Source organism: Gordonia sp. VNK21 (genome assembly GCF_046098115.1).
Lineage (GTDB): Bacteria > Actinomycetota > Actinomycetes > Mycobacteriales > Mycobacteriaceae > Gordonia.
This window is the reverse complement of the sequence record NZ_JBJURU010000011.1, coordinates 74,161-100,901: the sequence shown is the minus strand read 5'-3', so window position 1 is coordinate 100,901 and position 26,741 is coordinate 74,161. Positions and strand designations below refer to the sequence as shown.

28 protein-coding genes are annotated in these 26,741 nt (G+C 68.8%); 15 read left to right on the top strand and 13 right to left on the bottom strand.

What is annotated here, in order from left to right; all coding sequences use genetic code 11:
* The first annotated feature begins 72 nt into the window (after nucleotides 1-72).
* The 3 genes from ACJMNC_RS13425 to ACJMNC_RS13415 are packed head-to-tail and all read left to right on the top strand — an operon-like array spanning nucleotide 73 to nucleotide 2,396.
* Entirely contained in the window at nucleotides 73-870 is a 798-nt protein-coding gene (locus tag ACJMNC_RS13425; protein ID WP_408948458.1) for a lipid droplet-associated protein, read from the top strand.
* A 39-nt stretch (nucleotides 871-909) separates the two neighbouring features.
* Entirely contained in the window at nucleotides 910-2,175 is a 1,266-nt protein-coding gene (gene xseA, locus ACJMNC_RS13420) for an exodeoxyribonuclease VII large subunit (RefSeq protein WP_408948457.1), read from the top strand.
* Nucleotides 2,172-2,396: an exodeoxyribonuclease VII small subunit gene (locus tag ACJMNC_RS13415; protein ID WP_408948456.1), complete on the top strand. Its 225-nt coding sequence runs from the start codon at nucleotides 2,172-2,174 to the stop codon at nucleotides 2,394-2,396. The genes xseA and ACJMNC_RS13415 overlap by 4 nt, the downstream gene beginning before the upstream one ends.
* Nucleotides 2,397-2,398: 2 nt before the next feature.
* On the opposite strand, the gene ACJMNC_RS13410 is transcribed toward ACJMNC_RS13415, so the two are convergent.
* A complete protein-coding gene (locus tag ACJMNC_RS13410) occupies nucleotides 2,399-3,007 on the bottom strand; it encodes a DUF4245 domain-containing protein (protein ID WP_408948455.1) in 609 nt (202 codons plus the stop codon).
* 110 nt (nucleotides 3,008-3,117) lie between these two features.
* Between ACJMNC_RS13410 and glpX the strand changes: the two genes are divergently transcribed.
* Nucleotides 3,118-4,104, top strand: coding sequence for a class II fructose-bisphosphatase (gene glpX / locus ACJMNC_RS13405; RefSeq protein ID WP_408948454.1), 987 nt, complete (start codon nucleotides 3,118-3,120; stop codon nucleotides 4,102-4,104).
* Nucleotides 4,105-4,109: 5 nt separating this feature from the next.
* Here glpX and ACJMNC_RS13400 read toward each other — a convergent pair whose 3' ends face one another.
* Entirely contained in the window at nucleotides 4,110-4,787 is a 678-nt protein-coding gene (locus tag ACJMNC_RS13400; RefSeq protein WP_408948453.1) for a trimeric intracellular cation channel family protein, read from the bottom strand.
* Nucleotides 4,788-4,910: 123 nt separating this feature from the next.
* Here ACJMNC_RS13400 and ACJMNC_RS13395 point away from each other — a divergent pair, with 123 nt between their 5' ends.
* From ACJMNC_RS13395 to ACJMNC_RS13385, 3 genes are all read left to right on the top strand, one after another.
* Complete coding sequence (locus ACJMNC_RS13395; protein ID WP_408948452.1) at nucleotides 4,911-6,605, top strand: fumarate hydratase; 1,695 nt, start codon at nucleotides 4,911-4,913, stop codon at nucleotides 6,603-6,605.
* A 207-nt stretch (nucleotides 6,606-6,812) separates the two neighbouring features.
* Nucleotides 6,813-8,213 carry a class II fumarate hydratase gene (locus ACJMNC_RS13390; RefSeq protein ID WP_408948451.1) on the top strand — a complete coding sequence of 467 codons (1,401 nt, stop codon included), beginning with the start codon at nucleotides 6,813-6,815 and terminating at the stop codon, nucleotides 8,211-8,213.
* A 77-nt stretch (nucleotides 8,214-8,290) separates the two neighbouring features.
* Nucleotides 8,291-8,965: a PIG-L deacetylase family protein gene (locus ACJMNC_RS13385; protein ID WP_408948450.1), complete on the top strand. Its 675-nt coding sequence runs from the start codon at nucleotides 8,291-8,293 to the stop codon at nucleotides 8,963-8,965.
* 66 nt (nucleotides 8,966-9,031) lie between these two features.
* Here the strand turns inward: ACJMNC_RS13385 and ACJMNC_RS13380 are convergent, their stop codons facing one another.
* A complete protein-coding gene (locus ACJMNC_RS13380) occupies nucleotides 9,032-9,925 on the bottom strand; it encodes a L,D-transpeptidase (RefSeq protein WP_408948449.1) in 894 nt (297 codons plus the stop codon).
* A gap of 126 nt (nucleotides 9,926-10,051) precedes the next feature.
* On the opposite strand from ACJMNC_RS13380, the gene ACJMNC_RS13375 reads away from it, so the two are divergent.
* Together ACJMNC_RS13375 and ACJMNC_RS13370 are read left to right on the top strand one after the other, a co-directional pair.
* Nucleotides 10,052-10,849 carry an enoyl-CoA hydratase gene (locus ACJMNC_RS13375; RefSeq protein ID WP_408948448.1) on the top strand — a complete coding sequence of 266 codons (798 nt, stop codon included), beginning with the start codon at nucleotides 10,052-10,054 and terminating at the stop codon, nucleotides 10,847-10,849.
* A gap of 32 nt (nucleotides 10,850-10,881) precedes the next feature.
* Complete coding sequence (locus ACJMNC_RS13370) at nucleotides 10,882-11,484, top strand: class I SAM-dependent methyltransferase (RefSeq protein ID WP_408948447.1); 603 nt, start codon at nucleotides 10,882-10,884, stop codon at nucleotides 11,482-11,484.
* Nucleotides 11,485-11,561: 77 nt separating this feature from the next.
* Here ACJMNC_RS13370 and ACJMNC_RS13365 read toward each other — a convergent pair whose 3' ends face one another.
* The 5 genes from ACJMNC_RS13365 to ACJMNC_RS13345 all read right to left on the bottom strand — a co-directional run bounded on the left by ACJMNC_RS13365 (nucleotide 11,562) and on the right by ACJMNC_RS13345 (nucleotide 18,083).
* Nucleotides 11,562-12,860 (bottom strand): PhoH family protein, encoded by a 1,299-nt coding sequence (locus ACJMNC_RS13365; RefSeq protein ID WP_408948446.1) that lies wholly within the window; start codon nucleotides 12,858-12,860, stop codon nucleotides 11,562-11,564.
* Between the two features lie 317 nt (nucleotides 12,861-13,177).
* Nucleotides 13,178-14,254 (bottom strand): hypothetical protein, encoded by a 1,077-nt coding sequence (locus tag ACJMNC_RS13360; protein ID WP_408948445.1) that lies wholly within the window; start codon nucleotides 14,252-14,254, stop codon nucleotides 13,178-13,180.
* 325 nt (nucleotides 14,255-14,579) lie between these two features.
* Entirely contained in the window at nucleotides 14,580-15,452 is an 873-nt protein-coding gene (locus ACJMNC_RS13355) for an acyl-ACP desaturase (protein WP_408948444.1), read from the bottom strand.
* An 88-nt stretch (nucleotides 15,453-15,540) separates the two neighbouring features.
* Nucleotides 15,541-16,833, bottom strand: coding sequence for a serine hydroxymethyltransferase (gene glyA, locus ACJMNC_RS13350; protein WP_408948443.1), 1,293 nt, complete (start codon nucleotides 16,831-16,833; stop codon nucleotides 15,541-15,543).
* Between the two features lie 11 nt (nucleotides 16,834-16,844).
* The gene (locus tag ACJMNC_RS13345) at nucleotides 16,845-18,083 is read right to left on the bottom strand and encodes a DUF885 domain-containing protein (RefSeq protein WP_408948442.1); all 1,239 of its coding nucleotides are present in this window, start codon (nucleotides 18,081-18,083) and stop codon (nucleotides 16,845-16,847) included.
* 46 nt (nucleotides 18,084-18,129) lie between these two features.
* Here ACJMNC_RS13345 and coaA point away from each other — a divergent pair, with 46 nt between their 5' ends.
* The gene (gene coaA, locus ACJMNC_RS13340) at nucleotides 18,130-19,071 is read left to right on the top strand and encodes a type I pantothenate kinase (protein WP_408948441.1); all 942 of its coding nucleotides are present in this window, start codon (nucleotides 18,130-18,132) and stop codon (nucleotides 19,069-19,071) included.
* A gap of 31 nt (nucleotides 19,072-19,102) precedes the next feature.
* On the opposite strand, the gene ACJMNC_RS13335 is transcribed toward coaA, so the two are convergent.
* Nucleotides 19,103-19,843 carry an SDR family oxidoreductase gene (locus ACJMNC_RS13335; RefSeq protein WP_408948440.1) on the bottom strand — a complete coding sequence of 247 codons (741 nt, stop codon included), beginning with the start codon at nucleotides 19,841-19,843 and terminating at the stop codon, nucleotides 19,103-19,105.
* Nucleotides 19,844-19,960: 117 nt separating this feature from the next.
* Here ACJMNC_RS13335 and ACJMNC_RS13330 point away from each other — a divergent pair, with 117 nt between their 5' ends.
* Both ACJMNC_RS13330 and ACJMNC_RS13325 read left to right on the top strand, forming a co-directional pair.
* Nucleotides 19,961-20,170: a helix-turn-helix transcriptional regulator gene (locus tag ACJMNC_RS13330; RefSeq protein WP_408948439.1), complete on the top strand. Its 210-nt coding sequence runs from the start codon at nucleotides 19,961-19,963 to the stop codon at nucleotides 20,168-20,170.
* 1 nt (nucleotide 20,171) lies between these two features.
* Nucleotides 20,172-20,663, top strand: coding sequence for a hypothetical protein (locus ACJMNC_RS13325; protein WP_408948438.1), 492 nt, complete (start codon nucleotides 20,172-20,174; stop codon nucleotides 20,661-20,663).
* Nucleotides 20,664-20,672: 9 nt separating this feature from the next.
* Here the strand turns inward: ACJMNC_RS13325 and ACJMNC_RS13320 are convergent, their stop codons facing one another.
* From ACJMNC_RS13320 to ACJMNC_RS13310, 3 genes are all read right to left on the bottom strand, one after another.
* Nucleotides 20,673-21,182, bottom strand: coding sequence for a hypothetical protein (locus ACJMNC_RS13320; protein WP_408948558.1), 510 nt, complete (start codon nucleotides 21,180-21,182; stop codon nucleotides 20,673-20,675).
* 93 nt (nucleotides 21,183-21,275) lie between these two features.
* Nucleotides 21,276-21,767: a Cys-tRNA(Pro) deacylase gene (ybaK, locus tag ACJMNC_RS13315; RefSeq protein WP_408948437.1), complete on the bottom strand. Its 492-nt coding sequence runs from the start codon at nucleotides 21,765-21,767 to the stop codon at nucleotides 21,276-21,278.
* Entirely contained in the window at nucleotides 21,764-22,546 is a 783-nt protein-coding gene (locus ACJMNC_RS13310; protein WP_408948436.1) for an isoprenyl transferase, read from the bottom strand. The genes ybaK and ACJMNC_RS13310 overlap by 4 nt, the downstream gene beginning before the upstream one ends.
* 58 nt (nucleotides 22,547-22,604) lie before the next feature.
* Between ACJMNC_RS13310 and trhA the strand changes: the two genes are divergently transcribed.
* From trhA to ACJMNC_RS13295, 3 genes are all read left to right on the top strand, one after another.
* A complete protein-coding gene (trhA, locus tag ACJMNC_RS13305; RefSeq protein WP_408948435.1) occupies nucleotides 22,605-23,291 on the top strand; it encodes a PAQR family membrane homeostasis protein TrhA in 687 nt (228 codons plus the stop codon).
* Between the two features lie 77 nt (nucleotides 23,292-23,368).
* Entirely contained in the window at nucleotides 23,369-23,902 is a 534-nt protein-coding gene (locus ACJMNC_RS13300) for a hypothetical protein (protein ID WP_408948434.1), read from the top strand.
* Between the two features lie 121 nt (nucleotides 23,903-24,023).
* Nucleotides 24,024-25,493, top strand: a complete 1,470-nt coding sequence (locus ACJMNC_RS13295; RefSeq protein WP_408948433.1) for a PepSY-associated TM helix domain-containing protein — start codon at nucleotides 24,024-24,026, stop codon at nucleotides 25,491-25,493.
* 51 nt (nucleotides 25,494-25,544) lie between these two features.
* On the opposite strand, the gene ACJMNC_RS13290 is transcribed toward ACJMNC_RS13295, so the two are convergent.
* On the bottom strand, nucleotides 25,545-26,633 hold the full coding sequence (locus tag ACJMNC_RS13290; RefSeq protein ID WP_408948432.1) for a 3-deoxy-7-phosphoheptulonate synthase: 1,089 nt from the start codon (nucleotides 26,631-26,633) through the stop codon (nucleotides 25,545-25,547).
* Between the last annotated feature and the right edge of the window lie 108 nt (nucleotides 26,634-26,741).

Below are 26,741 nucleotides of genomic sequence, written 5' to 3'. Positions count from 1 at the left end.
AGGGTACGGCTATGGCACAGTAATGGCATGAGACGTCCTCCCTATCCCGCCCGCGTTGCCGCTGGAGTGCTGGTGACGACCCTCGAAGAGACGCGCAGACTGCCCACCAAGGTCATCACCTTCCCGATGACCGCGATCAGCCGCGGACTGGCCGCCGGCATGCGGCTGCAGCAGAACATCGCCGAGATGGCCATCAAGGGCGACGAGTTCTTTGCGCCGATGTGCGACAAGTCCGAGGAACAGCCCGCGTGGGCCCACTTCGACGAGGACGACGCCCCCGCGCCCCTCTCTGAGCCGGCCGCGCTGACCGAGGTGAAGTCGCAGGTCGTCGAGCCTGCGAAGGCCGGCGAGCCCGCCAAGAGCACCCAGTCGGCCACGAGCACCGCGCCGGAGAAGACCACCGCACCTGCGAAGCCGGCTGCGAAGAAGACACCGGCACCGGCGAAGAAGAAGCCCGCCGCAGCCAAGAAGAAGCCTGCTGCCCCGAAGCCCGCCGCCCCGAAAACCGACGCGGCCGCAGCCTCCGAGGCTGCCGCCGCCGACGCCCCCGGGGCGCCGTCGGCGGGTTCCGGCCGGTTCGCGCTCTACAGCTCCACCCCGGAGGACCTGGCACCGGGCGCGCCCGCCGCGCCGGCCGCTCGCAGCGGCTCCGTCGACGCCCCGGAGATCGCCGAGCTCCTCGACTACGACCAGCTCACCCTGGCCCAGCTGCGCACCAAGCTGCGCGGGCTCAGCAGCGACGAACTGCAGGACCTGGCCGATTACGAGCGGGCCGCCCGCAATCGCGCCCCGTTCGTCACCATGCTCGACAACCGGATCGCCAGTTCGGAGAAGAAGGCGGACGAGAAGAAGTCGGGCGCGGCCCAGTGACACCGCGGTGCCGGTGACCCGGACGGACAGGCCGTCGCGGTGAGTGCCGAGCAGCTGCCCAATTCGGCGGAGGCTCCGTGGCCGGTGCGCACGCTCAGCTTCAAGCTGGCCGAGTGGATTCACCGCCTCGGGCAGGTGTGGGTGGAGGGCCAGCTCACCCAGGTCAGCCGCCGCCCCGGCACCCGTACCGCCTTCCTGACCCTGCGCGACCCGGCCGCCGACGTCTCTCTCTCGCTGACCTGCGATCCCGGTCTGCTCAACCGTTCTCCCGTGCCGCTCACCGAAGGCACCCGGGTGGTCGTCTACGGCCGCCCCAGCTTCTACACCGGCCGCGGCACCCTGTCGCTGCGCATCACCGACATCCGGCCGGTCGGGATCGGCGAGCTGCTGGCCCGGATCGAACGCATCCGCGCCCTGCTCGCCGCCGAGGGCCTCTTCGACGCCCGCCGCAAGCAGCCGCTCCCCTTCCTGCCGCACACCATCGGCCTGATCAGCGGCCGGGCCAGCGCCGCCCAGCGCGACGTGCTCGCCGTGGCCGCCGACCGCTGGCCTGCGGTGCGCTTCGCGGTGCGCGACTCGGTGGTGCAGGGCCCGTCGGCCGTCCCGTCGATCCTCGAACGGCTCACCGAACTCGACGACGACCCGCACGTGCAGGTGATCATCATCGCGCGCGGCGGCGGCAGTGTGGAGGATCTGCTGCCCTTCTCCGACGAGACCCTGTTGCGGGCCGTCGCCGCCTGCCGGACCCCCGTGGTCAGCGCCATCGGGCACGAACCGGACAGTCCGCTGCTGGATCTGGTGGCCGACGTCCGTGCCGCCACCCCCACCGACGCCGCCAAGAAGGTGGTGCCCGATGTGATCGCCGAACTCGACGCGATCGCCGGCCTGCGCCGCCGCAGCGCCCACGCCCTGCGCAACTGGGTGCACCGCGAGGAACGGATCGTCGACGGTCTGCGCGCCCGCCCCGTGCTGGCGCACCCCTTCCGGCTCGTCGACGAGCACGTGCGCCTGGTGGACCGGGCCCGCACCGACCTCCGGCGCAGCATCCGGCACCAGGTGACCGTGGCCGAACACCGCAACGAGCAGCTCACCGCCCGGCTCGCCACCCTCGGTCCGGCACAGACCCTGGCCCGCGGCTACGCGGTGGTGCAGCGGCTCGACGGCGACCGGCCCGTCGTCGCCGGCACGCTGGCCGAACTGCCGCCCGGCGCCGCGATCCGGGTCCGGGTGAGCGACGGCGCCGTCCACGCCACCGTCGACGAGACGGTCCCGGAGAAGACCACAGCCAAGGGAGGAAACCGATGAGCGAGCCGCTGCCGGTGGATCAGCTCGACTACGAACAGGCCCGCGACGAGCTCGCCGAGGTCGTCGCCACCCTCGAGCACGGCGGACTGGGGCTCGACGAGTCGCTGGCCCTGTGGGAGCGCGGCGAGGCGCTCGCCGAACGCTGCACCGCCCACCTGCAGGGCGCGCGGGAACGGATCGAGGCCGTCCTCAACGCCGACGACGAGGCCGACGACGAGTAGCTCTATCGCGGCTGGACGTCGCCCGGCTGCACCACCTGCACCCGCGGCACGTCGAGCGGGGCGGCCTTGAGCACCGCCTCGGCCAGGGTCTGCATGTCCGAATCGCTGCCGCGGCTCATCACGCCGATACGCACCTCGCCGAGATCGGCGATCCACGCCTTCTTGTGGTTCTCGCCGTTGCGATAGACCACCCACTGACTCCCGCCGATCTGCTTCACCCCGTCGCCGAGGGCGCCGTCGCCGGCCAGCTTGGCCACCAGCGACTCCTCGCCGGCACCGGACTGGGTGAGCTGGATGTAGGCCCCCGAGGGCACGATCCAGCCCACGTTGCTGGCCATCGAATCGCCCACCGGCTGGGTGGAGCCGGAGTTGGACTTCCAGTCGTCGGGCAGTGCGGGCTCGCGGATCGGGAAGGGCAGCGTCGCGGCGTCGGCCCGGAACGCGGCCGCCGAATCGAAGTCCGGGATCTTCTGCTCGGCCGCGTCCTTCCCGAAGCCGAAACTGCAACTGCCGGCGATCCCGGCGATCGCCAATGCGATCAGCAGCAGCGGGATCAGCGACCACACCATGTCTTTGCTGTCCTGCAGGATGCGGGGTTTCGCGTCGGCCATGGCGTCCAGTATCCCACGCCGGTTCATGGGCCTTTGACCGGCGTTGTCAGTGCTCATGAAAGAATCGAGGAGACTTCCCGCACTGGCGCGTCCAAGGAGATGAGCACCACATGACCAAGCAAGCACCGGATCGCAACCTCGCCATGGAATTGGTCCGGGTCACCGAGGCGGCGGCCCTGGCCGCAGGCCGCTGGGTGGGCCGCGGCGACAAGAACAGCGGCGACGGCGCCGCCGTCGACGCCATGCGCGAGCTGCTGTCGACGGTGTCGATGCGCGGCACCGTGGTGATCGGCGAGGGCGAGAAGGACGAAGCCCCGATGCTCTACAACGGCGAAGAAGTGGGCAACGGCGCAGGTCCCGAGGTGGATGTGGCCGTCGACCCGATCGACGGCACCACCCTGATGGCCGAGGGCCGCCCCAACTCGATCGCGGTCATCGCCGTCTCCGAGCGCGGCACCATGTTCGACCCGTCGGCCGTCTTCTACATGGAGAAGATCGCCGTGGGCGCCGCCGCCAAGGGCGCCATCGACATCAACAAGTCGGTGGAGTGGAACATCAACTCGGTGGCCGCCGCCAAGGGCATCGACGTACCCGACATGACCGTGGTGGTGCTCGACCGCCCGCGGCACGCCGACCTGATCGCGCAGATCCGCGCGGCCGGCGCCAAGATCCGGCTGATCTCCGACGGCGACGTCGCCGGCGCGGTCGCCGCGGCCGACGAGGGCAGCTCGGTGGACATGCTGATGGGCGTCGGCGGCACCCCGGAGGGCATCATCACCGCTGTCGCCATGAAGTGCATGGGCGGCGAGATCCAGGGCAAGCTGTGGCCCAAGGACGACGCCGAGCGGCAGAAGGCCATCGACGCCGGCCACGACCTGGACCGCGTGCTCACCAACGACATCCTGGTCTCGGGCGACAACTCCTTCTTCTGCGCCACCGGGGTGACCAACGGCGACATGCTGCGCGGGGTCACCTACCGGCCCACCGGCGCCACCACCCGGTCGCTGGTGATGCGGTCCAAGTCGGGCACCATCCGGCGCATCGAGGCCGTGCACCAGACCAGCAAGCTGCGCGAGTACGCCCGCCTCGACATCTGAGGAGGTCAGGACACCTCTGGTCCGCCGTCGCGCCCTGCCCGGCGGTGGTACCAGGGGCGCGGACCGTGCCAGCCGAACTTGAGCGAGGCGAGCCGGAGGGCGATCGCGATGGCCGCGCACGCCAGCCCCATCCACGCCTGATAGTTCGTGTACCGCAGCAGCACTGCGACGGTGGCGGCACAGGCCAGCGCCGGGATCGCATACAGGTATTCGTGCGGCCGGAGCACCGACGGGACCTCGCCGCACAGCAGGTCGCGGATCACGCCGCCGCCGATACAGGTCATCACGCCCAGCAGCGCCGACCCCGGCGCCGACAGCCCCCACTGGTGGGCGATCACCGTGCCGGTGACCGCGAACAGTCCCAGCCCCACCGCGTCGGTGATGTCCAGCGGCCACCGGGTGTAGCGGTTGGCCGGCGGCCGCCACACGCAGACGACGGCGCCGGCCAGCACCGCGGCCAGCAGATAGCTCATGTCGGTCAGCGCATTGGGCGGGGTGTTGCCGATCAGCACATCGCGGAGGATGCCGCCTCCCAGAGCGGTGGCCACCGCGACCAGCAGCACGCCGACGATGTCCATCCGGTGGCGCTCGGCGGCCAGGGCTCCGGAGAGCGCGAAGGCCACCACCCCCACCAGTTCCCCGGCGTGCTGCACCGTCGACGCCGCGTCGTTGATTCCGCTCACAGCGGTCAACCTAACCGATGGCGGCCGCCGCTACCGGGCACACGCATCGCCGCCCGTCCGCCAGAACCGGTTAGGATGCACTAAGACGCAGGTCAGCAGCGGTGCGCAGTAGCATTGAACTCCGTGAGTAAGCCAGCCCCCGAGTTCCTGTATTCCGACCTGCTGCCCATCGGCGAGGACGACACCCCGTACCGGCTCATCACCACCGAAGGCGTGTCGACCTTCGAGGCCGGCGGGCGCACCTTCCTCGAGGTGGCGCCGGAAGCGCTGCAGCGGCTGACCGCCGAGGCCATGCACGACATCTCGCACTATCTGCGGCCGGCCCATCTGCGCCAGCTCCGGAAGATCATCGACGACCCGGAGGCCTCCGGCAACGATCGCTTCGTGGCGCTGGATCTGCTCAAGAACGTCAACATCTCGGCCGGCGGGGTGCTCCCGATGTGCCAGGACACCGGTACCGCCATCGTGATGGGCAAGAAGTCCGAGGGCGTGCTGACCGGTGTCGAGGACGGCGAGTGGATCTCGCGCGGGGTGTACGACGCGTACACGAAGCTGAACCTGCGGTACTCGCAGAACGCGCCGATCACCGTCTACGAGGAGCGCAACACCGGCACCAACCTGCCGGCCCAGGTGGAGATCTACGCCACCGAGCAGGGCCCGAAGGGACCGGAGTACAAGTTCCTGTTCATGGCCAAGGGCGGCGGCTCGGCCAACAAGTCGTTCCTGTTCCAGGAGACCAAGGCCATCCTGAGCCCGAAGAAGCTGCTCGAGTTCCTGGACGAGAAGATCCGCTCGCTGGGCACCGCGGCCTGTCCGCCGTACCACCTGGCGGTGGTGATCGGCGGCACCTCGGCCGAGTTCGCGCTCAAGACCGCTAAGTACGCCTCCGCGCACTACCTCGACACCCTGCCCACCGAGGGCGACATGACCGGTCACGGCTTCCGCGATCCGGAGCTCGAGGAGGAGATCTTCAAGCTCACCCAGTCGTTCGGGATCGGCGCGCAGTTCGGCGGCAAGTACTTCTGCCATGACGTGCGCGCCATCCGGCTGCCGCGCCACGGCGCCTCGCTGCCGGTGGCGATCGCCGTGTCCTGTTCGGCCGACCGCCAGGCGCTGGGCAAGATCACCGCCGACGGCGTCTTCCTCGAGCAGCTGGAAACCGATCCGGCCCAGTACATGCCCGATGCCGGTGTGGCCGAGGACATCGAGGGCGGCCAGGTCGTGGAGATCGATCTGAACCGGCCGATGGACGAGATCCGCGCGGAACTGTCCAAGTACCCGGTCAAGACCCGGCTCTCGCTCACCGGTCCGCTGGTGGTCGCCCGCGACATCGCGCACGCCAAGATCAAGGAGCGCCTCGATGCGGGCGAGCCCATGCCGGAGTACCTGAAGAACCATCCGGTGTACTACGCCGGTCCGGCCAAGACTCCCGAGGGCATGGCCTCCGGTTCGTTCGGCCCCACCACCGCCGGCCGGATGGACAGCTATGTGGAGCAGTTCCAGGCCGCCGGCGGCTCGATGGTCATGCTGGCCAAGGGCAACCGCTCCAAGCAGGTCACCAACGCCTGCGCGAGCCACGGCGGCTTCTACCTCGGCTCGATCGGCGGACCGGCCGCCCGGCTGGCACTGGACTGCATCAAGAGCCAGGAGGTCATCGAGTACCCCGAACTCGGCATGGAGGCGGTCTGGAAGATCGACGTGGAGAACTTCCCGGCGTTCATCGTCGTCGACGACAAGGGCAACGACTTCTTCACCGACCCGTCGGGCGCGGTGAACGTGCCCATCAGCGGCGTCCGGGTCCGCTCCCGGGAGCGCTGAACCGGCCGTACTCGCCGTCAGGGCCGAAACTCGCAGAACTTGGGCGACTTGACCGACCGTGGAGGTCGGTCAAGTCGCCCAAGTTTTTCGGCACGCCGTTCTTCGGCGAGTTTGGTCGGTGTGGCCGACCCCACCGAACACCCGAGCCCGTGACGGGTAACGTTGGTAAGGAGACCCTTACTAGCCTGGTGAGTCCAGAGGAGCAGCATGACCGAGCAGCAGTACCGCATCGAGCACGACACCATGGGCGAGGTCAAGGTGCCCGTCGACGCCCTGTGGCGCGCCCAGACCCAGCGCGCCGTGGAGAACTTCCCGATCTCCTTCCGCCCGCTCGAACGCACCCAGATCCGGGCGATGGGCCTGCTCAAGGCGGCCTGCGCGCAGGTGAACAAGGACCTCGGTCTGCTCGAGGCCGGCAAGGCCGACGCCATCATCGCCGCTGCCACCGAGATCGCCGACGGCAAGCATGACGACCAGTTCCCCATCGACGTCTTCCAGACCGGCTCGGGCACCAGCTCCAACATGAACGCCAACGAGGTGATCGCCTCGATCGCCAAGGCCAACGGCGTGGACGTGCACCCCAACGACGACGTCAACATGTCGCAGAGCTCCAACGACACCTTCCCCACCGCCACCCACGTGGCCGCCACCGAGGCCGCCGCGGCGGACCTGATCCCGGCGCTCGCGCACCTGCAGGGGGCCCTCGTCGCCAAGTCCGAGCAGTGGCGCGAGGTGGTCAAGTCCGGCCGCACGCACCTGATGGACGCCGTGCCGGTGACCCTCGGCCAGGAGTTCGGCGGCTACGCGCGCCAGGTACAGGCCGGCATCGAGCGCATCGAGTCGACCCTGCCGCGCGTGGGTGAGCTGCCGATCGGCGGCACCGCGGTGGGCACCGGACTGAACGCCCCCGACGGCTTCGGCACCAGGGTGACCGCCGAACTGGTCAGGCTGACCGGGGTGGACGCCCTCTCGCTGGCCCGGGACAACTTCGAGGCGCAGGCCGCCCGCGACGGACTGGTGGAACTGTCCGGCCAGCTCAAGACGGTCGCCGTGTCGCTGACCAAGGTCGCCAACGACATCCGCTGGATGGGCTCGGGTCCGCTGACCGGTCTGGCCGAGATCGCCCTGCCCGACCTGCAGCCGGGCAGCTCGATCATGCCGGGCAAGGTCAATCCGGTGCTTCCGGAGGCCGTGACCCAGGTGGCCGCGCAGGTGATCGGCAACGACGCCGCCGTCACCTGGGGCGGCGGAAACGGCGCCTTCGAGCTGAACGTCTACATCCCGATGATGGCCCGCAACGTCCTCGAGTCGGTGAAGCTGCTGGCCAACGTGTCCCGGCTGTTCGCCGACCGCTGCATCAGCGGCCTGGAAGCGCATGAGGAACGACTGCGCACCCTGGCCGAGTCGAGCCCGTCGATCGTGACTCCGCTCAACAGCGCCATCGGCTACGAGGAGGCCGCCGCGGTGGCCAAGCAGGCCCTCAAGGAGGGCAAGACCATCCGCCAGACGGTGATCGACCGCGGCCTGATCGGCGACAAGCTCTCCGAGGAGGAGCTCGACCGCCGCCTCGACGTGCTGAAGATGGCCAACCTCGACCGCGAGCGCTGAGCCGGTCGGAGACGTATCCGCAGGGGAACCGGCCTGTGAACGGTCCACACCAACGCCTGTTGGGTAGCGTGGGGCCCATGACTGTCACGACCTTCCCCACCGACTGGAACAGTGCGCTGGTTCTGGTGGCACATCCGGACGACCCCGAGTACGGCATGGCCGCAGCCGTCGCCCGGTGGACGTCCGAGGGCCGGATCGTCACCTACGCACTGGCCACCAGCGGTGAGGCCGGCATCGAGGGACTGGCGCCCGAGGAGTGCGGTCCGCTGCGTGAGGACGAGCAGCGGGCCTCGGCCGCCGTCGTCGGCGTCGACGAGGTGGAGTTCTGGGGCTTCCCGGACAGCGAACTGTTCAACACTCCGGAGTTGCGCGCGAAGATCGCCGAGACCATCGCCCGGGTGAACCCGGACATCGTGCTCACCCTGTTCGGCGGCGCGGAGTGGATGCCGGGACGGCCCAACCAGCGCGACCACATGGAGTTCTCGGCCGCGGTGCTGCAGGCCTGGGACGAGCTCGCGTCGCCGCCGCGGCTGCTGTTCGCCAACGGCCCCGGCTCCACGCACGCCGTCGACGTCGAGGGCTTCACCGAGAAGGCCGTCGAGTCGCTGGCCGAGCACAAGAAGTATCTCGGGGTGCTCGATCCGCAGACCCCGGTGATCGATCAGGCGCGCATCCAGGTGGCCGCGTCCACCGGCCCGGTCGAGGACTTCCCCGCCGAGCGGGCCACCGGCTTCACCCTGCTGCGCGGCTGACGCGAACCGGGGCCGCACGCACTCTGTGCATACGGCCCCGGTCTGGGATTCGTCGGTGGTGTCGGATCAGGACCCGGTGACCGACTGCAGGAGATTCGGGATCAGCGCGGTGAACTGATTCAGGATTCCGCTGAGCGCGTCGTCGCCGAGCGGCTGTCCACTCGGGTCGACGGTCGACGGCGCGTCCTTGATGTCGGCCGGCGAGTCGACGTTGACGCCGATGCTGATCTTCGGATTCTTGGCCGGGTCGAGCCACTTGAGGATCTCGACCATCTTCGCGCGGTCGACGGCCACGCAGCCCATGGTGGGCTTGCCGTCGGTCACGTGCAGGAAGATCGCCGACGCATTGCCCGGGGTCCGGGTCGGGTTGTGGGCGATGTTCACCGCGTAGTCGTAGACCTCGCCGGAGTTGTACAGGTTCTCACTGTCGCCACCGGGGCTGTTGGGCTGGCGCACCATCGTGTTGTAGGTGGGCGACTTGGTGTTCGAGTCCCACCAGTCCTGGGTGTCGACCTTCTTGTACGGCATCTTGGTGCCCGGATCGTCCTGCCGGCCGAAGGCCTGGTCGAGCCGGAAGGTGCCCTCCGGGGTGCGGTAGACGTTGTCCTGCGCCTTGCCGATGCCCTTCTCACCCACGTACGCCTTGGTCGGTCCGATGACCGGCTTCCACTGGCCGTCGGTGCCCTTCTCGAAGGCGGTCAGGGTGCCGGTGGTCGACGTCGCCTCGGGGACCGTGACCACGATCATCTGGCTGGTCTCGCCCACCGCGTCCGGCTGCGCTTCCTGCGGAAGCCCGGGGATGGAGAAGTTCGTGAGCAGATTCTGGATCATCGACTGGACGTCGAGATTCGCGCCGGGATTCGCCGGCGTCGTCGTTGTTCCCGGTGCGGCGACGGCTTGCCCGGCGCCGACGACCAGGGCGACGGCCGAAGCCATCACCATCAGTCCCACTTGCCACATTCGCCTCATCAGTAACTTAAGCACCACCTCAGTGTGCCAGCGGATTTCCCGCTTCGCCAGTCCGGTCCGGTCGCCTTCACTCGAATGCAACCTCCCGACAACCCGCTCGCGACTACCCTCGCCGCCATGAGCACCTCCCCCGCCGCAATCCGGATCGACCGCCGTGACCAGGTCGGATACCTCGTCCTGAGCGACCCACAGCGCCGCAATCCGCTGTCGAAGGCCACCATGGAGGCGGCCACCGCCCACTTGCGCTCACTGGACGCCGATCGTGACATCCGTGTGATCGTGATCGCCGCGCACGGCCCCGCGTTCTCCGCCGGCCACGACCTCGCCGAGATCGTCGACCGCACCGAGGCGGAGGAACGCGCGATCTTCTCCGCCTGCACCGAACTGATGGAGACCATCCACCGCGTGCACCAGCCGGTGATCGCCCAGGTACAGGGCATGGCACTGGCGGCCGGGTGCCAGCTGGTGGCCACCTGTGACCTGGCAGTGGCCTCCGACACCGCCAGGTTCAGCACCCCCGGGGTCAAGATCGGCCTGTTCTGCTCCACGCCGATGGTGGCGCTCAGCCGGGCCGTCGGCCGCAAACGCGCCATGCAGATGCTGCTCACCGGGCAGATGATCGACGCGGCCACCGCCGTCGACTGGGGCCTGCTCAACGCCGCCGTACCCGCCGAGCGCCTCGAGCAGACGGTGACCGAGCTCGCCGGCGCCGTGGCCGGATCCAGCGGCGAGACCCTCGCGATCGGCAAGCGCGCCTTCTATCAGCAGATCGATCTGAGCGAGGAGGACGCCTACGCGCAGATGACCGAGACCATGAGCGCCAATGCGGTCACCCGCGACGCCCAGGAGGGCATCAGTGCGTTCCTGGAGAAGCGCACCCCCTCGTGGCAGCCGGCCGATCAGTGGTCGATCTGAGGTACCGTCCGCGACTGGTGGACACTGGAGACATGAGCACCCCCGCACCGCGCTGGATCACCGACACCAAACCCGGCCACAGCCAGTGGTACATCGAACGCTTCCGGCAGATGGCGGCCGAAGGCGCCGACCTGGCCGGCGAAGCCCGGATGATCGACGCGATGTCACCGCGCGGGGCACACATCCTCGACGCCGGCTGCGGCCCCGGCCGGGTGGGAGCCTTCCTGCACGAGGCCGGGCACCGGGTGGTCGGTGTGGACGTGGACCCGGAACTGATCGAGGCCGCCCGTGCCGACCATCCCGGCCCCACCTGGCTGGTCGGCGACCTCGCCGAACTGGATCTGCCGGCCCGCGGCATCGACGAGCCCTTCGACGTGATCGTGTGCGCCGGCAATGTGATGGTCTTCATCGCGCCCGGCACCGAGGCGACGGTGCTCTCCCGGCTCGCCGGCCACCTGGCCGACGACGGCCGGCTGGTGGTCGGCTTCCACACCAACCGGCACTTGAGTCTGGAGACCTTCGACGCGGCCGCCGAACAGGCCGGTCTCACCCTGGACCTGCGACTGGGCACCTGGGATCTGCGGCCGCGCAGCGCCGACTCGGACTGGGCGGTCTCCATCCTGCGCCGCGCCTGAGCCGGCCCCTCGGCTCCCCGCCGTCATGCGTGTGCCCCGGCGGAGCCCGCCGGGGCACACGACTGCTTCGACGCCGGTCACAAACCGGGCGTGAACTCCTCGAGCATGTCGGTCACCAGTGCCGCGATCGGCGAGCGCTCGCTGCGGGTGAGGGTGATGTGCGCGAACAGCGGGTGCCCCTTGAGCTTCTCGATCACCGCCGCGACCCCGTCGTGCCGGCCGACGCGCAGATTGTCGCGCTGGGCCACATCGTGGGTGAGCACCACCCGTGAGCCGGCGCCGAGCCGGGACAGCACGGTCAGCAGCACATTGCGCTCGAGGGACTGCGCCTCGTCGACGATCACGAAGGAATCGTGCAGGGAGCGGCCGCGGATGTGGGTGAGCGGGAGCACCTCGAGCATGCCGCGGTCGAGGACCTCGTCGATCACCTCGGTGGAGACCAGCCCTTCGAGGGTGTCGAAGACGGCCTGGGCCCACGGCCCCATCTTCTCCGATTCGCTGCCCGGCAGGTAGCCGAGCTGCTGCCCGCCGACCGCGTACAGCGGACGGAAGACGACCACCTTCCGCTGCGTCCGCCGCTCGAGGACCGCCTCGAGTCCGGCGCACAACGCGAGCGCCGACTTGCCGGTTCCGGCCTTGCCGCCGAGCGAGACGATGCCGACGGACTCGTCGAGTAGCAGATCCAGCGCCACCCGCTGTTCGGCGGAGCGGCCGTGCAGCCCGAAGGCCTCACGGTCGCCGCGCACCAGCTGCACCTGCTTGGTGTCGGTGACCCGGCCCAGGGCGCTGCCGGTGGCCCCGATCAGCCGGACTCCGGTGTGGCAGGGCAGCTCGCGGGCGTCGTCGACGTCGATCACGCCCTCGGCGAAGAGGCGATCGATGTCGGCGTCGGCCACGTCGAGCTCGTCCATCCCGGTCCAGCCGGAGACCACCACGTCCTGGGCGTGGTACTCGTCGGCGTCCAGGCCCACCGCCCCGGCCTTGACGCGCAGCGGGGTGTCCTTGGACACCAGCGTCACATCGTGTCCCTCGGCCCGCAGATTCAGTGCGCAGGCCAGGATCCGGGAGTCGTTGGAGTCGTCGCGGAAGCCGCTGGGCAGCACCGACGGGTCGATGTGGTTGAGCTCGACCTGCAAAGTGCCGCCGTCATCGCCGATCGGCAGCGGCTGATCGAGCCGGCCGTTCTCGATCCGCAGATCGTCGAGCAGTCGCAGCGCGGTGCGTGCGAACCAGCCCAGCTCACTGTGGTGGCGTTTGCCCTCGAGTTCGCTGATCACCACCAGGGGCAGAACCACGTGGTGCTCGGCGAAACGGGTCACCGCCCACGGGTCGGACAGCAGAACGGAGGTGTCGAGGACGTAGGTGCGTGCGGTCACGGCTGACTCCCTTGATCCCGCACGGCACCCGTGCGGATTCGGTTGTGTCGAGTGACCGGTCGGTTCGCGTTCTCACCCGGCGTCAGCCGAGACGAACGAGGACCGGGGCCGGTCCTCCCGTGACGTGATCGTTCACGAATCGAACCTCCCGGACGAACCGCTTCCCCACGGCCCGTCACCGCTCAAGCTACGCCCGGTTCGACGGCGGCCGCCGCTGGCGCGGCGGCGTGTCGGTGAACGTCGGATGTCAGTCGCGTGTCGTGGGTGTACGACCAAGAACGCGAGCAATGAGTCTCCGGTACTTCAATCGGCAGCATTCATGAATCGGCTCCCTCACCTCGAATGGAGACAAATGTTCGCATTTCAATCAACGCCGCCAAAGAAACAAATATTACCGCCGATAGGACCAGTACATTCGGAACGAGCTCATTAAACCCAATAATATCCAGAATTAGACGACGCCCCCGAATCTCAAGCGAATCCATCATCCACCCGACCGAATCAATCGACATAATCAGCCAAAGAGATCCCGCCTCAAAGAGCGCAATCACGAGAATAGCAACCGGATAGTAACCCTCAAACGCCTCGCCAAGAACCCTCACCGCCATTCGCGTAAAAGTGAAGGAGAAAACCATTCCGATCGCAATAATAGTAACCAACTGCCAGTCATCAAATGCGATCTCAAAATTGGATCCGGTTTGATCACCGCCAATTTCATTATGTCCAGTTTCGACACCAGTTGGTGACCCATACTTCACTACCGCAAACGCAATGACAGAGACCAACAGTACCGGAATTATCATGCTGTATCCCGAGTTTCTAATCGCCATGATATCGGCGATAGACGACCTCACTTTGCCGACATCGTGCAGCACAAAAAGATGAATTAATGCCACACAGAAGAAGGTCACTACCGCAGGGATTGCCATAGCCACAGATGTTCCTAGTGCATAGAACTTCATGGCGCTCGATAACGCGGACGCATCAACACTGGACACATCCTCAGGAGCATTAGGGATAGAGCCTAGATCATCTAGAAAAGGACGCAGCGACCAGAGACCAACGAGCGGCATTCCCATAATAAGAATAAACACAATGCCAAATGCAAGCATCATGATAAGAACGACACCCACGCCGATCACACGATCTGAAAGCGCCATCCCATTTCCCGGAACTCGCAGCCGTCTCCCACTCCCCCATATTCCATCAGTTACTCTCGGGGTCATATCAATGTAGATTTGCGCCAATACCCCAAGAGTCAAGCCATACAGAAGTACCCACACAACCCAGCCAACCGGTGATTCACCTCCGAAACGAGGGAGAATAATAGCCCCAAGGAAACCAACCATCCCGAGGGTGAAACAAATGTTTCGAACAGCAATGAGCTGCTGCACTCTAGCCTTCGCGGTAGCCCATAGTACAAATATCGATACGACGGAAAAAAAGATCCAAACCGGTACCATTATGCCCCCGTTAGGCTCAGATCACCCTAACTACTATTGATGAATATACCCGCATACACTAAGCCACAATCAGGATCCTACGCAACCAGCGTGCACAACCTCGGCGCATGCGAACTCGATGAAAGTAGTTGGAAGATCGGACTACCGCATGCGAATAGCTCGCAGATATGCCGTTACCGCCGAACTCGATAATCCCACCTGTCCTTCCGGTAAGAGAATGGCCCCGAGCGGTCTCCGACAGTCTGCGGCGAACGGCTCAGGCCTTGCCGGCGGCCATCGCCAGAATGCGCTGGCGGGCGGCCTCGGCGGTCTCGCTGAGCTCGTGCACGCTCTGGAGCTTGAGCTCGTCGGCCAGCTTCGCGGCGATCGCGGCGTCGGTGGAGACGTCCTCGAAGTCGGAGAGGAATTCGCGCTGCGCGTCGAAGTCGGCCACGTCGTCGCCGATGTGCTCGATCTCCCGCAGCGCCTTGTCGACGGCCAGCACGGTGGCCTCCTGGTCGGCGACCATGCCGGCCATCAGGAAGGCCTGGAAGGTCGAGGCCTGCACGTTGTCGTCGGTGGCGATCTTGTCCAGGATCGTGATCAGGTCCGGGTCGTCCACGTACTCCTTGAGCCGGCCGATGAACTGCACGCACTGGTTCTCGTGCACCGCCAGCAGAGCGAGCGCGTCGAGCGGGCCGATCGCTGCGGTGGCCTCCTCGTTCTGCTTCCAGCCGGCCACGACGTGGTCGCGGCGGCGGTTCTCGGCGGCGACCGGATCGATGCAGCGGGTGACCACCAGGTAGTCGCGCAGCACGATCGCATGACGGTTGTCCTCGGCGGTCCACACACCGACCAGTTCACGCCAGTCGGAGAAGACCGGGAAGTGCAGCGCCAGGATCCGGTGGAACGAGGGCAGATTGTCCTTGGTCAGCAGCAGCGCCAGGAACGCGGCCTCGGCGGTCTCGTTGAGGGCCGCCTCTGCCGGATCCCAGTCGTCCCCGCCGAGGAAGGCGAAGTTGTGACCCTTGTCCCAGGGCACCCAGGCGTGCGGGTCCCAGCTCTGCGCACCCGCGTGGTGCTCCTCGGAGATCTCCGGAAGCGCCTTCTCGAGGGCGATGATCAACTCGTCTGTATCCAAAACTGCCACGGTCACCAGCCTAGACGACACTGCGCCGCCGGACCTAAGGCATGCCCTCGGCGATCCGGCGGCGCAGCGCGCGCAGAGTGCGGAGCGGTCAGGAGCCGCTCATCAGCCCCCACTGCTCGAGCCCCTCGTACAGCGGGGTGTCGAGCGCGAGGCGGGAGACCCGGGCGCGCAGCGCGGTCACGTCGGCGCTCTTGCCGGCCGCCAGGGCACTGCCGATGATGTCGGCGACCTCGGTGAACTCGGCGTCGCCGAAGCCGCGGGTGGCCAGCGCCGGGGTGCCGATGCGCAGACCCGAGGTGACCATCGGCGGCCGCGGGTCGAAGGGCACCGCATTGCGGTTGACGGTGATGCCCACCTCGTGCAGCAGATCCTCGGCCTGCTGCCCGTCGAGGTCGGAGTTGCGCAGATCCACCAGCACCAGGTGCACATCGGTGCCGCCGGTGAGGACGGAGACGCCGGCCTCGGCCACGTCGGAACTGGACAGCCGCTCGGCCAGGATCTTCGCGCCGGAGAGGGTGCGGCGCTGACGCTCGGCGAATTCCTCGCTGGCGGCGATCTTCAGTGCGGCCGCCTTGGCGGCGATCACATGCATCAGCGGCCCGCCCTGCTGACCGGGGAAGACCGACGAGTTGAGCTTCTTGGCCCACTCCTTCTTCGCCAGGATCAGGCCCGAGCGCGGCCCGCCGAGGGTCTTGTGCACGGTGGTCGAGACGACGTCGGCGTGCGGCACCGGGCTCGGGTGCAGACCGGCGGCCACCAGACCGGCGAAGTGCGCCATGTCCACCCAGAGCTTGGCGCCCACCTCGTCGGCGATCTCCCGGAAGGCCGCGAAGTCGAGGGTGCGCGGGTAGGCGGACCAGCCGGCGACGATCACCGCGGGCTTGGTGTCGAGGGCGATCTTGCGCACCTCGTCCATGTCGACGCGGAAGTCTTCCTTGCTGACCCCGTAGAAGGCGTTCTCGTAGAGCTTGCCCGAGAAGTTCAGCCGCATGCCGTGGGTGAGGTGACCGCCGTGCGCCAGGTCCAGACCGAGCAGCGTCTGCCCCGGCTCCATCAGCGACATCAGCACCGCGGCGTTGGCCTGCGCACCCGAATGCGGCTGCACATTGGCGAACTCGGCCCCGAAGAGCTCCTTGGCGCGGTCGCGGGCGATGTCCTCGACCACGTCGACGTATTCGCAGCCGCCGTAGTAGCGACGGCCCGGGTAGCCCTCGGCGTACTTGTTGGTCAGCACGCTGCCCTGCGCCTGCAGCACCGCGCGCGGCACGAAGTTCTCGGACGCGATCATCTCGAGCGTGTCCCGCTGACGTGCGAGCTCACCATTCATGGCGGCCGCGAGATCGGGATCGAGTTCGGCCAGGGACTGAGAAAACAGGCTCATGGCTTCCAAGTCTAGGCAGAGAGTTCCATCCGCAGGCGAGCCGGGGTGAGCGGTTCGTCGAGCAGACGGCGGAAGCGCGCCAGCCGGGCCGTCGACGGCGCCGCCTCCAGCGGTGCGGCCGCGTCGAGCCAGTCCCCGAGCAGCGCATACCCCTCCACATAGGTGGAGATGTAGGCGCGCCACAGTGGCGAGGTGAGGAAGCGCAGCATCTGCCGGGCCCTGTCCGGTGCGGCCAGCAGCCAGCGCTGCAGGAACGCGGCCACCTCGTCGGCCGAGCGGTGCCCGTCGTGCAGGGCCAGCGCCGCATCCTGGCGCACGTGCAGCAGTCCGGCGGTGGCCCGGGACAGGGCGGCGGACTTCTCCACGTCCAGCCGCAGCCCGAAGTCGGCGTAGATCTCCGCGGCCCACGGCTGCCAGGCGGTGCCGAGCGCTGCGGCGAGCGCGTGGTCGGCCAGCCCCTCGGCCATCAGGCACTGCGGGGTGTTCACCAGGAAGATGGTCTGCTCGGCCTGCCCGCCGCCGACCAGGATCTGTTCCTTGCGGCAGTGCTCGGTGTGGTGCCCGGGATAGGCCTCGTGGGCGATCAGTCCCGGCAGTCCGGACAGATACTGCGGCAGATCGGTGTTGATGGCCACCCGCGACCGGTAGCCGCCCAGGTAGTAGTTGAAGCCCGACCACGGCTTGTCCCCGACCACCTCGAAGTCGACGAGCTCGGTCTCCGGGAGCGGGAACTCCGCCCGCACCCGTTCGCGCAACGCGCCGGCGAACTCGGCGACCAGCGGACGCACCAGGTCCGGCGGGATCTCCTCGCTGCGACGGTGCTCGGCGTAGGCCTGCGCCAGCCGCTCCCCGGTGGCCCCCGGCACGCCGAGCGCCGCAGCGATCTCGGTGTGCGCCTGCGCGTAGACGTCCTCGTCGAGCGGGGCGATGTCGACGTCGAAGTACGCCTTCACCTCGTCGACGAAGCCGATCTGCTCGCCGGCGAACTTGCGCGCCGAGCACTCGAGCGCCCGCACATGCGAGGCGATGAACTCGGCCCGTTCGGCCGGCAGCCCGTCCGGCAGCCGGGCCAGCAGTTCCCGGGCGCGTGCCGCGAGCTCACCCGGCGACGGCGCGGGCGCGTTGTCCACCTCGGCTTTGAGTGCGGGGTCACCGGTGTAGGCGTCGACGAACCCCTCTTCGATCCGGTCGAAGGCCAGCCCGAGGCGCAGATAGTCGGAGACGACGTCGGCCGGCGCAGCACTGTTCATGTCGACCCACGCTACCGGCCGGAACGGGGGACGGTAGCCTACCCACATGCCGCGCCATGCCAGCGATCGCGACCCGGGCCTCTACCTCGAGTTGGACCGGCGTCAGTGGCGCGAACTGCGTCAGTCGATGCCGATGGTGCTCAACGAGAGCGAACTGTCTCAGCTCGTCGGCCTGGGCGAGCAGGTGGACCTCGCCGAGGTGGCCGAGGTGTATCTGCCGCTCTCGCGACTGATCCACCTGCAGGTCGAGGCCCGCCAGCGGCTGTTCGCGGCCACCTCCACCTTCCTCGGCGAGCGGCAGCGCAACCGCCAGGTGCCGTTCGTGATCGGCGTGGCCGGCAGCGTGGCCGTCGGCAAGTCCACCACCGCCCGGCTTCTGGCGACGCTGCTGACCCGGTGGGAATCGCATCCCAAGGTGGACCTGATCACCACCGACGGTTTCCTGCTGCCGACCGCCGAGCTGGAGCGGCGCGGGATCATGCACCGCAAGGGTTTCCCGGAGTCGTACGACCAGCGCGCGCTGCTGCGTTTCGTCACCGAGGTCAAGTCGGGCCGCGAGTCGGTGCAGGCGCCGGTGTATTCGCATGTGCTGTACGACATCGTGCCCGGCGAGTTCCACACGGTGACTCAGCCGGACATCCTGATCGTCGAAGGTCTCAACGTGCTGCAGACCGGTAAGGCGCTGACCGTCTCGGATCTGTTCGACTTCTCGATCTACGTCGACGCGAAGACCTCGGACATCGAGCACTGGTACATCTCGCGCTTCCTGCAGATGCGGTCCGGATCGTTCGCAGATCCCAAGTCGCACTTCCACTTCTATTCGACGTTGAGCGACGAGCAGGCGATGATCGCCGCCCGGGACATCTGGACCTCGATCAACCGGCCCAACCTGATCGAGAACATTCTGCCGACCCGGCCGCGCGCCACCCTGGTGCTGCGCAAGGACCGCGACCACTCCATCAACAAGGTGCGGCTGCGCAAGCTCTGAGCCACCGCTCGCGGTCCGGGCCGCACGGCCGCTATCGGGCGGCCAGCCACTCCTGCGCGGTGGTCGACGTGGTGATCACATCCCCGCGCGGCAGCAGTCCCCCGCCGCGGATCGCCGCACCGCCGACCCGGATCCCGAAGACCCTGCGGGGTGCGCCGTCCCGGGCGGCGATCTGCTTGGCCAGGTCGCACAGGTCGAGCTGCTGCGGCCCGGCCACCTCGACGTCGCCGGACGGCGTGAGCACGGCGTCGGCGAGGACCTGCGCCGCATCCGCCGCGGCACACGGCTGGGACAGCATGTGCGGCGCCAGCGCGACCGGACCGAGCCGCAGCTGCTGCATCAGCTGGCCGGCGAGCTCGTACCACTGGCTTGAGCGCACCACCGTCAGCCGGTCGCCGATCAGCTCGCGGTACACCCGTTCCTGCTCCGCTTTGCCCTGGTAGTAGCCGAACTTCGCGTTCACCTCCGGATCGGCGGCGTTGATGATCGACAGGCACACCAGGCGCGGCACCCCGGCCTTCTCGACGGCCGCGGAAACCGTGCGGGCGCAGCCGCCGAAGAAGCCGATCGCCTTCTTGCCGCTCTGCGTGGCCACGTTCAGACAGTCCACCACCACGTCGGCCCCCGCGACGGCCTCGTCCAGACCGTGCCCGGTGACCGCATCGACACCCGCGGACCGGTGGGCGGCCACCACGTCCACCCCGCGACCGGCGAGCGCCGCGACGAGCTCGCGCCCCATCTGCCCGCTGGCTCCCAGTACCACCACTCGCATCGGAACTCCTCACCTCGACGGGGATTCGTCACCTTCAGGCTAGAGCAGGGCTCACCGACGACGGCCGCAAGACAAGTACCCTTGACATCACCGTGACAAGTGGGCTTTACTTCCCTCATGCCGGACGACGCCTCCCCCGTGCGCAGCGCCCGCACCCGCGCCGGCCTGCGTCAGGCCGACCTGGCCGCCGCGGTGGGGGTCAGCCGGCAGACCATCGTCTCGCTCGAGCGCGGCGACTATTCGCCGTCGGTGTACCTGGCCCTGCGGATCGCCCGCAGTCTCGACAGCACCGTCGAAGCCCTCTTCCCCCTACCCGAGGAGTCCTGACATGAGCACCCGGACCACCCTGCCGTCGCTGCTGCTGGGCCCCGCCGAAGAGAGCTGGGGCGACGAACGCGAACGCTCGGTGATGCTCGAGGCCTACGCCTACGTCTTCATCCTCACGACGATCGTGCTGTGGACCGTCGGCGCCGTCGTCGCCTGGTTCATCCCGGCCTGGGTGACGATCGTGCTGTTCGTCGCGTTCGCCGTCCCCTCCCTCGAATGGGCGCGCTACTGCTCGTCGCGCGACGTGGACGTGAACACCCTCGCCTACGGCGGCAGTTCCTTCCTGCGCACCGCGTTGAGCGGCCTCTACTTCGGCGCGTGCGCCGTGTCGATGGCGCTGGCCGCCGTCGACGACCTCTCCCCCGACGACGACTCGTCGAGCCTGTACGGGGCGATCACCGGCGGCGTGGTCGGCGCCGTCGCGGTGATCCTGGTGCTGCGCCTGCAGGCCCGCCGGAAGCTGAACCGCACCGACCTGGCCGACGACGAGTGACGGCGGCCGTCAGAGCTTGCCGAAGGCCACACCCTTCCAGCCCCAGCCGTTGGCCAGCGCCGTCTCCTGCAGCGGGTCTTTGATCTCGGAGGTCTTGAAGCTGTACTCGTAGACCACGCCGAGCTGCAGATCCTCCTCGCGGAAGGCCACCGCCTTACCGAAGCTGATCTCCTTCTTCTGCCCGCGGAAGGCCTCCGCGGCCATCGACAGCCGCGGCACCCCGGCCTCCCACGCCACCGTCCACTCCTGGTCCACGGCGCGGATCTCGCCGGCCTCGTCGTCGAACTTCATCAGGATCCGGAAGACGCTCTGCAGGCCGGCCTTGGCGAAGATCTCGTACCACTGGGCGTCGACGATCTTCCATTCGGCGATCAGGTCCACTCCGTCCCGGGCGCCGTCCCGCACTCCCCACGGCCGGCCCGGCCGGTTGAGTCCGAGCAGCTGCCCGCGCAGGACCTCACGCGGCTGCCGGGGCACGTCCTTCGGTGCGGATTTGGAACCGGTGATGAAATCGAACATGCCCACGTCGGCCTCCTGTATCGCCTCGTGCCGAAACGCTACCGGGCCGGAGCCGCCACCGGACGGGGTTGTCATTCAGTCGTGCCGGAGTGTTCACCCGTCGGCGGTGATCGCGGCGATCGCCGCGCCGGTCACCGCGACCAGATCGTCCGGGGCGAGCCCGATCTCCATCCCGCGCCGGCCGGCGCTGCACCAGATCAGTTCGTACTGCCGCGACGAATCGTCGAGCACCGTCGGCAGAGCCGTGCGCTGCCCCACCGGCGACACCCCGCCCAGGACGTAGCCGGTGGCGCGGGTGACGGCGGCGGGCTGGGCCAGCTCCGCCCGGCGCACCCCCAGGGCCTTGGCCGCCGCCTTGAGTGAGAGCCGGGCCGGCACCGGGATCACCGCCACGCCCAGGCGGCGCTCGCCCAGGTCGAGCACGAGCGTCTTGAAGATCTGCTCGGGCGCCACGCCGAGGGCCGTGCCCATCTGCGCGATCGCCTCGGCGCCGTAATCGGTGCTGCGCCGGTCGTGCCGGTACTGGTGGACCTCGAACGGCACACCGGCCGCCTGCAGTGCGGCGGTCGCCGGTGTCGCACTCATTTGCCGTAGCGCCGGTTCCGCGCCTCGAAGTCGCGCAGCGCCCGCAGGAAGTCGACGCGCCGGAACTCCGGCCAGTACGCGTCGGTGAACCAGATCTCCGAATAGGCGCTCTGCCACAGCAGGAACCCCGACAGCCGCTGCTCCCCCGATGTCCGGATCACCAGGTCAGGATCGGGCTGGCCCTTGGTGTACAGGTTCGCGTCGATCCCGTCGACGGTCACCGCCTCGATCAGTTCCTCCCCCGCGGCCCCGGCCGACATCTTCTCGCGCAGCAGGTCGCGGACCGCGTCGACGATCTCCTGGCGACCTCCGTAGCCCACCGCCACATTCACGCTCATGCCGGTCCGTCCGTCGGTGCGCGCCGCCGCCTCCCGCAGGCGCTGGGCGACCGGCCCGGGCAGGACGTTGAGGTTGCCGACGATGCGCAGCCGCCAGTCGCCGGGCGCATCGGCGATCTCGTCGACGATGTCCGGCACGATCTCCATCAACGCGTCGAGCTCGTCGGAGGCGCGGGCGAGGTTCTCGGTGGACAGCAGATAGACGGTCACGGTCCCGATGCCCAGCTCCGAGCACCAGCCGACCATGTCGGCGATGCGTCGGGCGCCGGCCCGGTGGCCGTGACTGACGTCCTCGAAGCCGGCCTCCCGGGCCCAGCGCCGGTTGCCGTCGCAGATGATCGCCACATGCCGAGGCACGGCCTCGGTATCCATCAGCTGGACGAGGCGCTTCTCGTAGACGTGATACATCCCGCTGCGGAGACGATCAGGAAGGAGTTTCACACCGAAAGAATACGCTGACAGTCTGAGTGCCAGCGCCAGGTTACGGTACCGTAGGTTCATGCCCGACGTGCTGATCCCCACCGAGCCGGTCGCCGAACCGGACACCGGCAAACCGACCCTGCGCGGCGTGATTCACAAGTACTCGGCGTTCATCGCCTTCTCCATCGGCGTGATCCTGATCGTCGGCACCGCGATGAAGCAGCCGGCCGCCGCCGTGGTGGCGGTGTGTGTCTATGTGGTCACCATCACCGGACTGTTCACCACGAGCACCGTGTATCACCGGATCAACTGGGTGAGCCCGGCCGCGCGGGTGGCGATGAAACGCGCCGACCATTCGATGATCTTCGTGTTCATCGCCGGCACCTACACCCCGTTCTGCGTGATGGGCCTGAGTTCGCCGACCCGCTGGTGGATTCTCGGTCTGGTGTGGGCGGGCGCTCTGGGCGGAGTGGCGCTCAAGATCATCTGGCCCGGGTCGCCGCGCTGGCTGGGCGTGGTCCTGTACATCGCGCTGGGCTGGGTTGTGGTGGCGGTGCTGCCGCAGCTGCTGCACAGCGAGGGTGTGGCGGTGATCGTGCTGCTCGCCGTGGGCGGGGTCTGCTACAGCCTCGGCGCCGTCCTGTTCGCACTGCGCTGGCCAGACCCCTGGCCGGGGGTCTTCGGTCACCACGAGGTCTTCCACGCCCTCACCGCGCTGGCGGCCATGCTGCACTACATCGCGGTGTGGCTGCTCGTCCTGAACTGATCCGCGAAAACTTTGGCGACTCGACCGACCCCTGGCGTCGGTCAAGTCGCCAAAGTTTTCCGGGATAGGCTTCATCCGTGTCGCTGTCCGTCGAACTGCCCCGGCTGCGCGCCGCCGCAGCCGGCGGCGTGTGCGGCGTGACCGCTGTCGCGGCCCACGCGCAGGCGCACGGGCAGCTCCCCGGCGCACCCGCCCTGCTGGCGGTGACCGGGACCGCGGCCCTGCTCGGACTGCTCGCCGGCCGCCGCCCTGCAGGCCAGAGCCGGGCGGCCGGGCGCACGCCGTGGCGGCTGCTGCCCGCACTGCTGGCCGGACAGCTCCTCATCCACCTGCTGCTGATCGCACTGACCGGCGCCCACCACCAGCTGGTGACCGGGCCGATGACCGTGATGCACGCCGGCGGCACCCTGCTGGCACTGGCCCTGATCACCGCCGCCGAACTGCTGATCGGCGCCGTGGCCGCATTGGCCCGCCGGGTGGTGGCCCTGACCGTCACCGGGCGGCCGCACCGGCGACCCGTCGTCCCCGTCACCGGGGTTCCGGCGGCGGCGCCGTCGACGCTGCTCTTCCTGGGCACCGTCGGCACCCGCGGTCCGCCGCATCTCGTCTGAGCACCTCATCACCCGACCAGTCGCACCGGCCACCGGCCGCCACGGGCCGGGCTGTTCCCTGCCGCCGGATCCCGCTGCGGCGATCCCGGCGACCCCTCGCTGAGACGAAAGGCACCCCCGCGTGTCCACAACACCCGTTCAACCGGCCGATCCCGCGCGTCCCGCGCCGGCCGGCCCCGCTCCCCGACCACCGGTCTCCGTCGGCACCACCCGGCTGCTGCGGCGACTGCACTTCTACGCCGGGATCCTGGTGGCCCCGTTCCTGCTGATCGCCACGATCAGCGGTGGCCTCTATGCGCTCGCACCGACCGCCGAGAAGGTGATCTACCGCGCCCAGCTGCACGCCGAGGGCACTGGTCCGGCGCAGTCCATCGCCGCCCAGATCGACGCCGCCCGCGCCGCCCGTCCGGATCTGACGGTGACCGCGGTACGTCCGGCCCCGGCACCGGGCGACACCACCCGCGTACTGTTCGCCGACCCGGGCCTGCCGGACTCGACCAGCCTGGCGGTCTTCGTCGACCCGGCGACGCTGAAGGTACAGGGCGAACTCCCCACCTACGGCAGTTCCGGTTCGCTGCCGGTGCGCACCTGGATCGACGGAGTGCACCGCAATCTGCAGCTCGGCGAGACCGGCAGGCTCTACAGCGAGTTCGCCGCGTCCTGGCTGTGGGTGATCGCGCTGGCCGGGGTGGCACTGTGGGTGATCGGCCGGCGCAAGCGGCGCCGCGCCACCGGCACCGGGCACCTGCTGATCATCGATCGCAGCCGGTCGGTGCGCGAGCGCACCCTGAACCGGCACGCGGTGCTGGGGATGTGGATCGTGGTGGTGTTGCTGTTCCTGTCGGCCACCGGACTCACCTGGTCGCGGCTGGCCGGTGCGAACATCACCGAGCTGAGGCAGTCGCTGGGCTGGACTCAGCCGTCGGTGAGCACCTCCCTGGCCGGCGCACCGGCCGCCGCCGGCGGCCACGAGGGGCACGGCGATCACGGTGGGGCGAGCCTGCCGCAGGACGCCTCGGCCGCCGCGACGGCCGCCGCCGAGGCCGGCTACGCCGACACCGCACTGGCCCTGGCCCGCTCGGCGGGGGTGGGCCGCAGTACCGCCGTGCAGATCTCCATCCCGGAAGATGCGCAGACCGCGTTCACGGTGACCGAGGTCCGCGACGCCTGGCAGTTCTCGCCGGATTCGGCGGCGGTCGATCCGCGCACGGGCACCGTCGTCGACGTCAACCGGTTCGCGGACTGGCCGCTGATGGCCCGCGCCGCGAACCTGGGGATCGCCCTGCACATGGGGATCCTGTTCGGTCTGCTCAACCAGATCGTCCTGGCGCTGGTCGCCGTGATCCTGACGGTGATGATCGTGTTCGGCTACCGGATGTGGTGGCAGCGACGGCGGCGGGGAACCCACCGGCCTGGCCGCGCCCCGGCCCGTGGTGCGCTTCGGGAGCTGCCGTGGCCGGCGATCGCGGTGATCGCCGCGGTCGCGGTGGCCGTCGGCTGGTTCGTGCCGCTGCTGGGCTGGCCGCTGCTGGCCTTCCTGGCGGTGGACGTGGCCGCCGGTCTGTGGCAGCGGCGCCGACCGGCCCACTGAACGCCTCCGGTTCCGGCGCCGCGGTGCGGCGCCGGAACCGGTCGGTACGGGTCAGCCCGCGGCGCGCGCCAGGGTGGCGAGCACGTCGACGCTGGCCTCCCAGCCCATGCACTTGTCGGTCACCGACTGGCCGTAGACCAGCTCGCCGCCGCCGGGGGCGGCGGTGTCGATGGACTGCGCACCGGGCACCAGGAAGCTCTCGAGCATGACGCCGCTGATCGGAGTCCGCCCCTGCGTGCGGGCGGCGGCGATCAGGTCGGCGACCTCACCGGCCACCTGTGCCTGGCGCTCGTGGTCCTTGCCGGAGTTGGCGTGCGAGCAGTCGACCATCACCTTGGGCGACAGCCCCGAGCCGGCGAGCTTGTCGATCGCCGCGGTCACCGAGCCCTCGTCGTGGTTCGGCCCACCGGTGCCGCCGCGCAGGATCAGATGGCAGTCCTCGTTGCCGGAGGTGTGCACCAGCGCGCCGCGGCCGTGCTCGTCGACGCCGAAGAAGGTGTGCCCGGCGGCGGCGGCGTGCACGCCGTCGACCGCCACCTGCACATTGCCGTCGGTGCCGTTCTTGAAGCCGACCGGCATCGACAGTCCCGAGGCCAACTGCCGGTGGACCTGCGATTCGGTGGTGCGGGCGCCGATCGCACCCCAGGCGACGGCGTCGGCGATGTACTGGGGGCTGGTCGGTTCGAGGAACTCGCAGCCCACCGGCAGCCCCAGATCGATCACGTCGAGCAGCAGGGCGCGGGCGGTGCGCAGGCCGCGCTCGACGTCGTAGCTGCCGTCCAGGCCGGGATCGTTGATCAGGCCCTTCCAGCCGATGGTGGTGCGCGGCTTCTCGAAGTAGACGCGCATGACGATCTTGAGCCGGTCCGCGTACTGCTGGGCCAGCGGCGCCAGCCGGCGCGCGTAGTCGAGGGCGGCCACCGGGTCGTGCACCGAGCACGGGCCCACGACGACGATCAGCCGGTCGTCGCGGCCGGCCAGGATGGCGGCGATCTCTTCGCGGTCGCGGGCGACGGCCGCGGCGCGGCGCTCGGTGAGCGGCAGTTCGCGGTGCAGGGAGTTCGGCGAGGGGATCTCGGAGAAGGAGGTGACCCGCCGGTTGGAAGTGGATTCGGTTGCGGTCTCGGCTGCGAGAGTCACGCTGGTGTGCCTTTCAGGTGTGCGGCTTGGGTGTGGAATCTGTTCCGCCGTCCCCCGATTCGGCTGTCGCCGGGCCCGGAAACGACGAAGGCAGCGACCAGACAGGTC

Bases quoted from the DNA above. Each gene is read 5' to 3' on its own strand.
- ACJMNC_RS13390 (WP_408948451.1), top strand. From the start codon at position 6,813: ATGACCGAGCAGCAGTACCGCATCGAGCACGACACCATGGGCGAGGTC.
- ACJMNC_RS13345 (WP_408948442.1), bottom strand. From the start codon at position 18,083: ATGAACAGTGCTGCGCCGGCCGACGTCGTCTCCGACTATCTGCGCCTC.
- ACJMNC_RS13335 (WP_408948440.1), bottom strand. From the start codon at position 19,843: ATGCGAGTGGTGGTACTGGGAGCCAGCGGGCAGATGGGGCGCGAGCTC.
- ACJMNC_RS13330 (WP_408948439.1), top strand. From the start codon at position 19,961: ATGCCGGACGACGCCTCCCCCGTGCGCAGCGCCCGCACCCGCGCCGGC.
- ACJMNC_RS13320 (WP_408948558.1), bottom strand. From the start codon at position 21,182: ATGTTCGATTTCATCACCGGTTCCAAATCCGCACCGAAGGACGTGCCC.
- coaA (WP_408948441.1), top strand. From the start codon at position 18,130: ATGCCGCGCCATGCCAGCGATCGCGACCCGGGCCTCTACCTCGAGTTG.
- ACJMNC_RS13375 (WP_408948448.1), top strand. From the start codon at position 10,052: ATGAGCACCTCCCCCGCCGCAATCCGGATCGACCGCCGTGACCAGGTC.
- ACJMNC_RS13325 (WP_408948438.1), top strand. From the start codon at position 20,172: ATGAGCACCCGGACCACCCTGCCGTCGCTGCTGCTGGGCCCCGCCGAA.
- ACJMNC_RS13415 (WP_408948456.1), top strand. From the start codon at position 2,172: ATGAGCGAGCCGCTGCCGGTGGATCAGCTCGACTACGAACAGGCCCGC.
- ACJMNC_RS13385 (WP_408948450.1), top strand. From the start codon at position 8,291: ATGACTGTCACGACCTTCCCCACCGACTGGAACAGTGCGCTGGTTCTG.
- ACJMNC_RS13370 (WP_408948447.1), top strand. From the start codon at position 10,882: ATGAGCACCCCCGCACCGCGCTGGATCACCGACACCAAACCCGGCCAC.
- ybaK (WP_408948437.1), bottom strand. From the start codon at position 21,767: ATGAGTGCGACACCGGCGACCGCCGCACTGCAGGCGGCCGGTGTGCCG.
- glyA (WP_408948443.1), bottom strand. From the start codon at position 16,833: ATGAGCCTGTTTTCTCAGTCCCTGGCCGAACTCGATCCCGATCTCGCG.
- ACJMNC_RS13410 (WP_408948455.1), bottom strand. From the start codon at position 3,007: ATGGCCGACGCGAAACCCCGCATCCTGCAGGACAGCAAAGACATGGTG.
- glpX (WP_408948454.1), top strand. From the start codon at position 3,118: ATGACCAAGCAAGCACCGGATCGCAACCTCGCCATGGAATTGGTCCGG.
- ACJMNC_RS13380 (WP_408948449.1), bottom strand. From the start codon at position 9,925: ATGTGGCAAGTGGGACTGATGGTGATGGCTTCGGCCGTCGCCCTGGTC.
- trhA (WP_408948435.1), top strand. From the start codon at position 22,605: ATGCCCGACGTGCTGATCCCCACCGAGCCGGTCGCCGAACCGGACACC.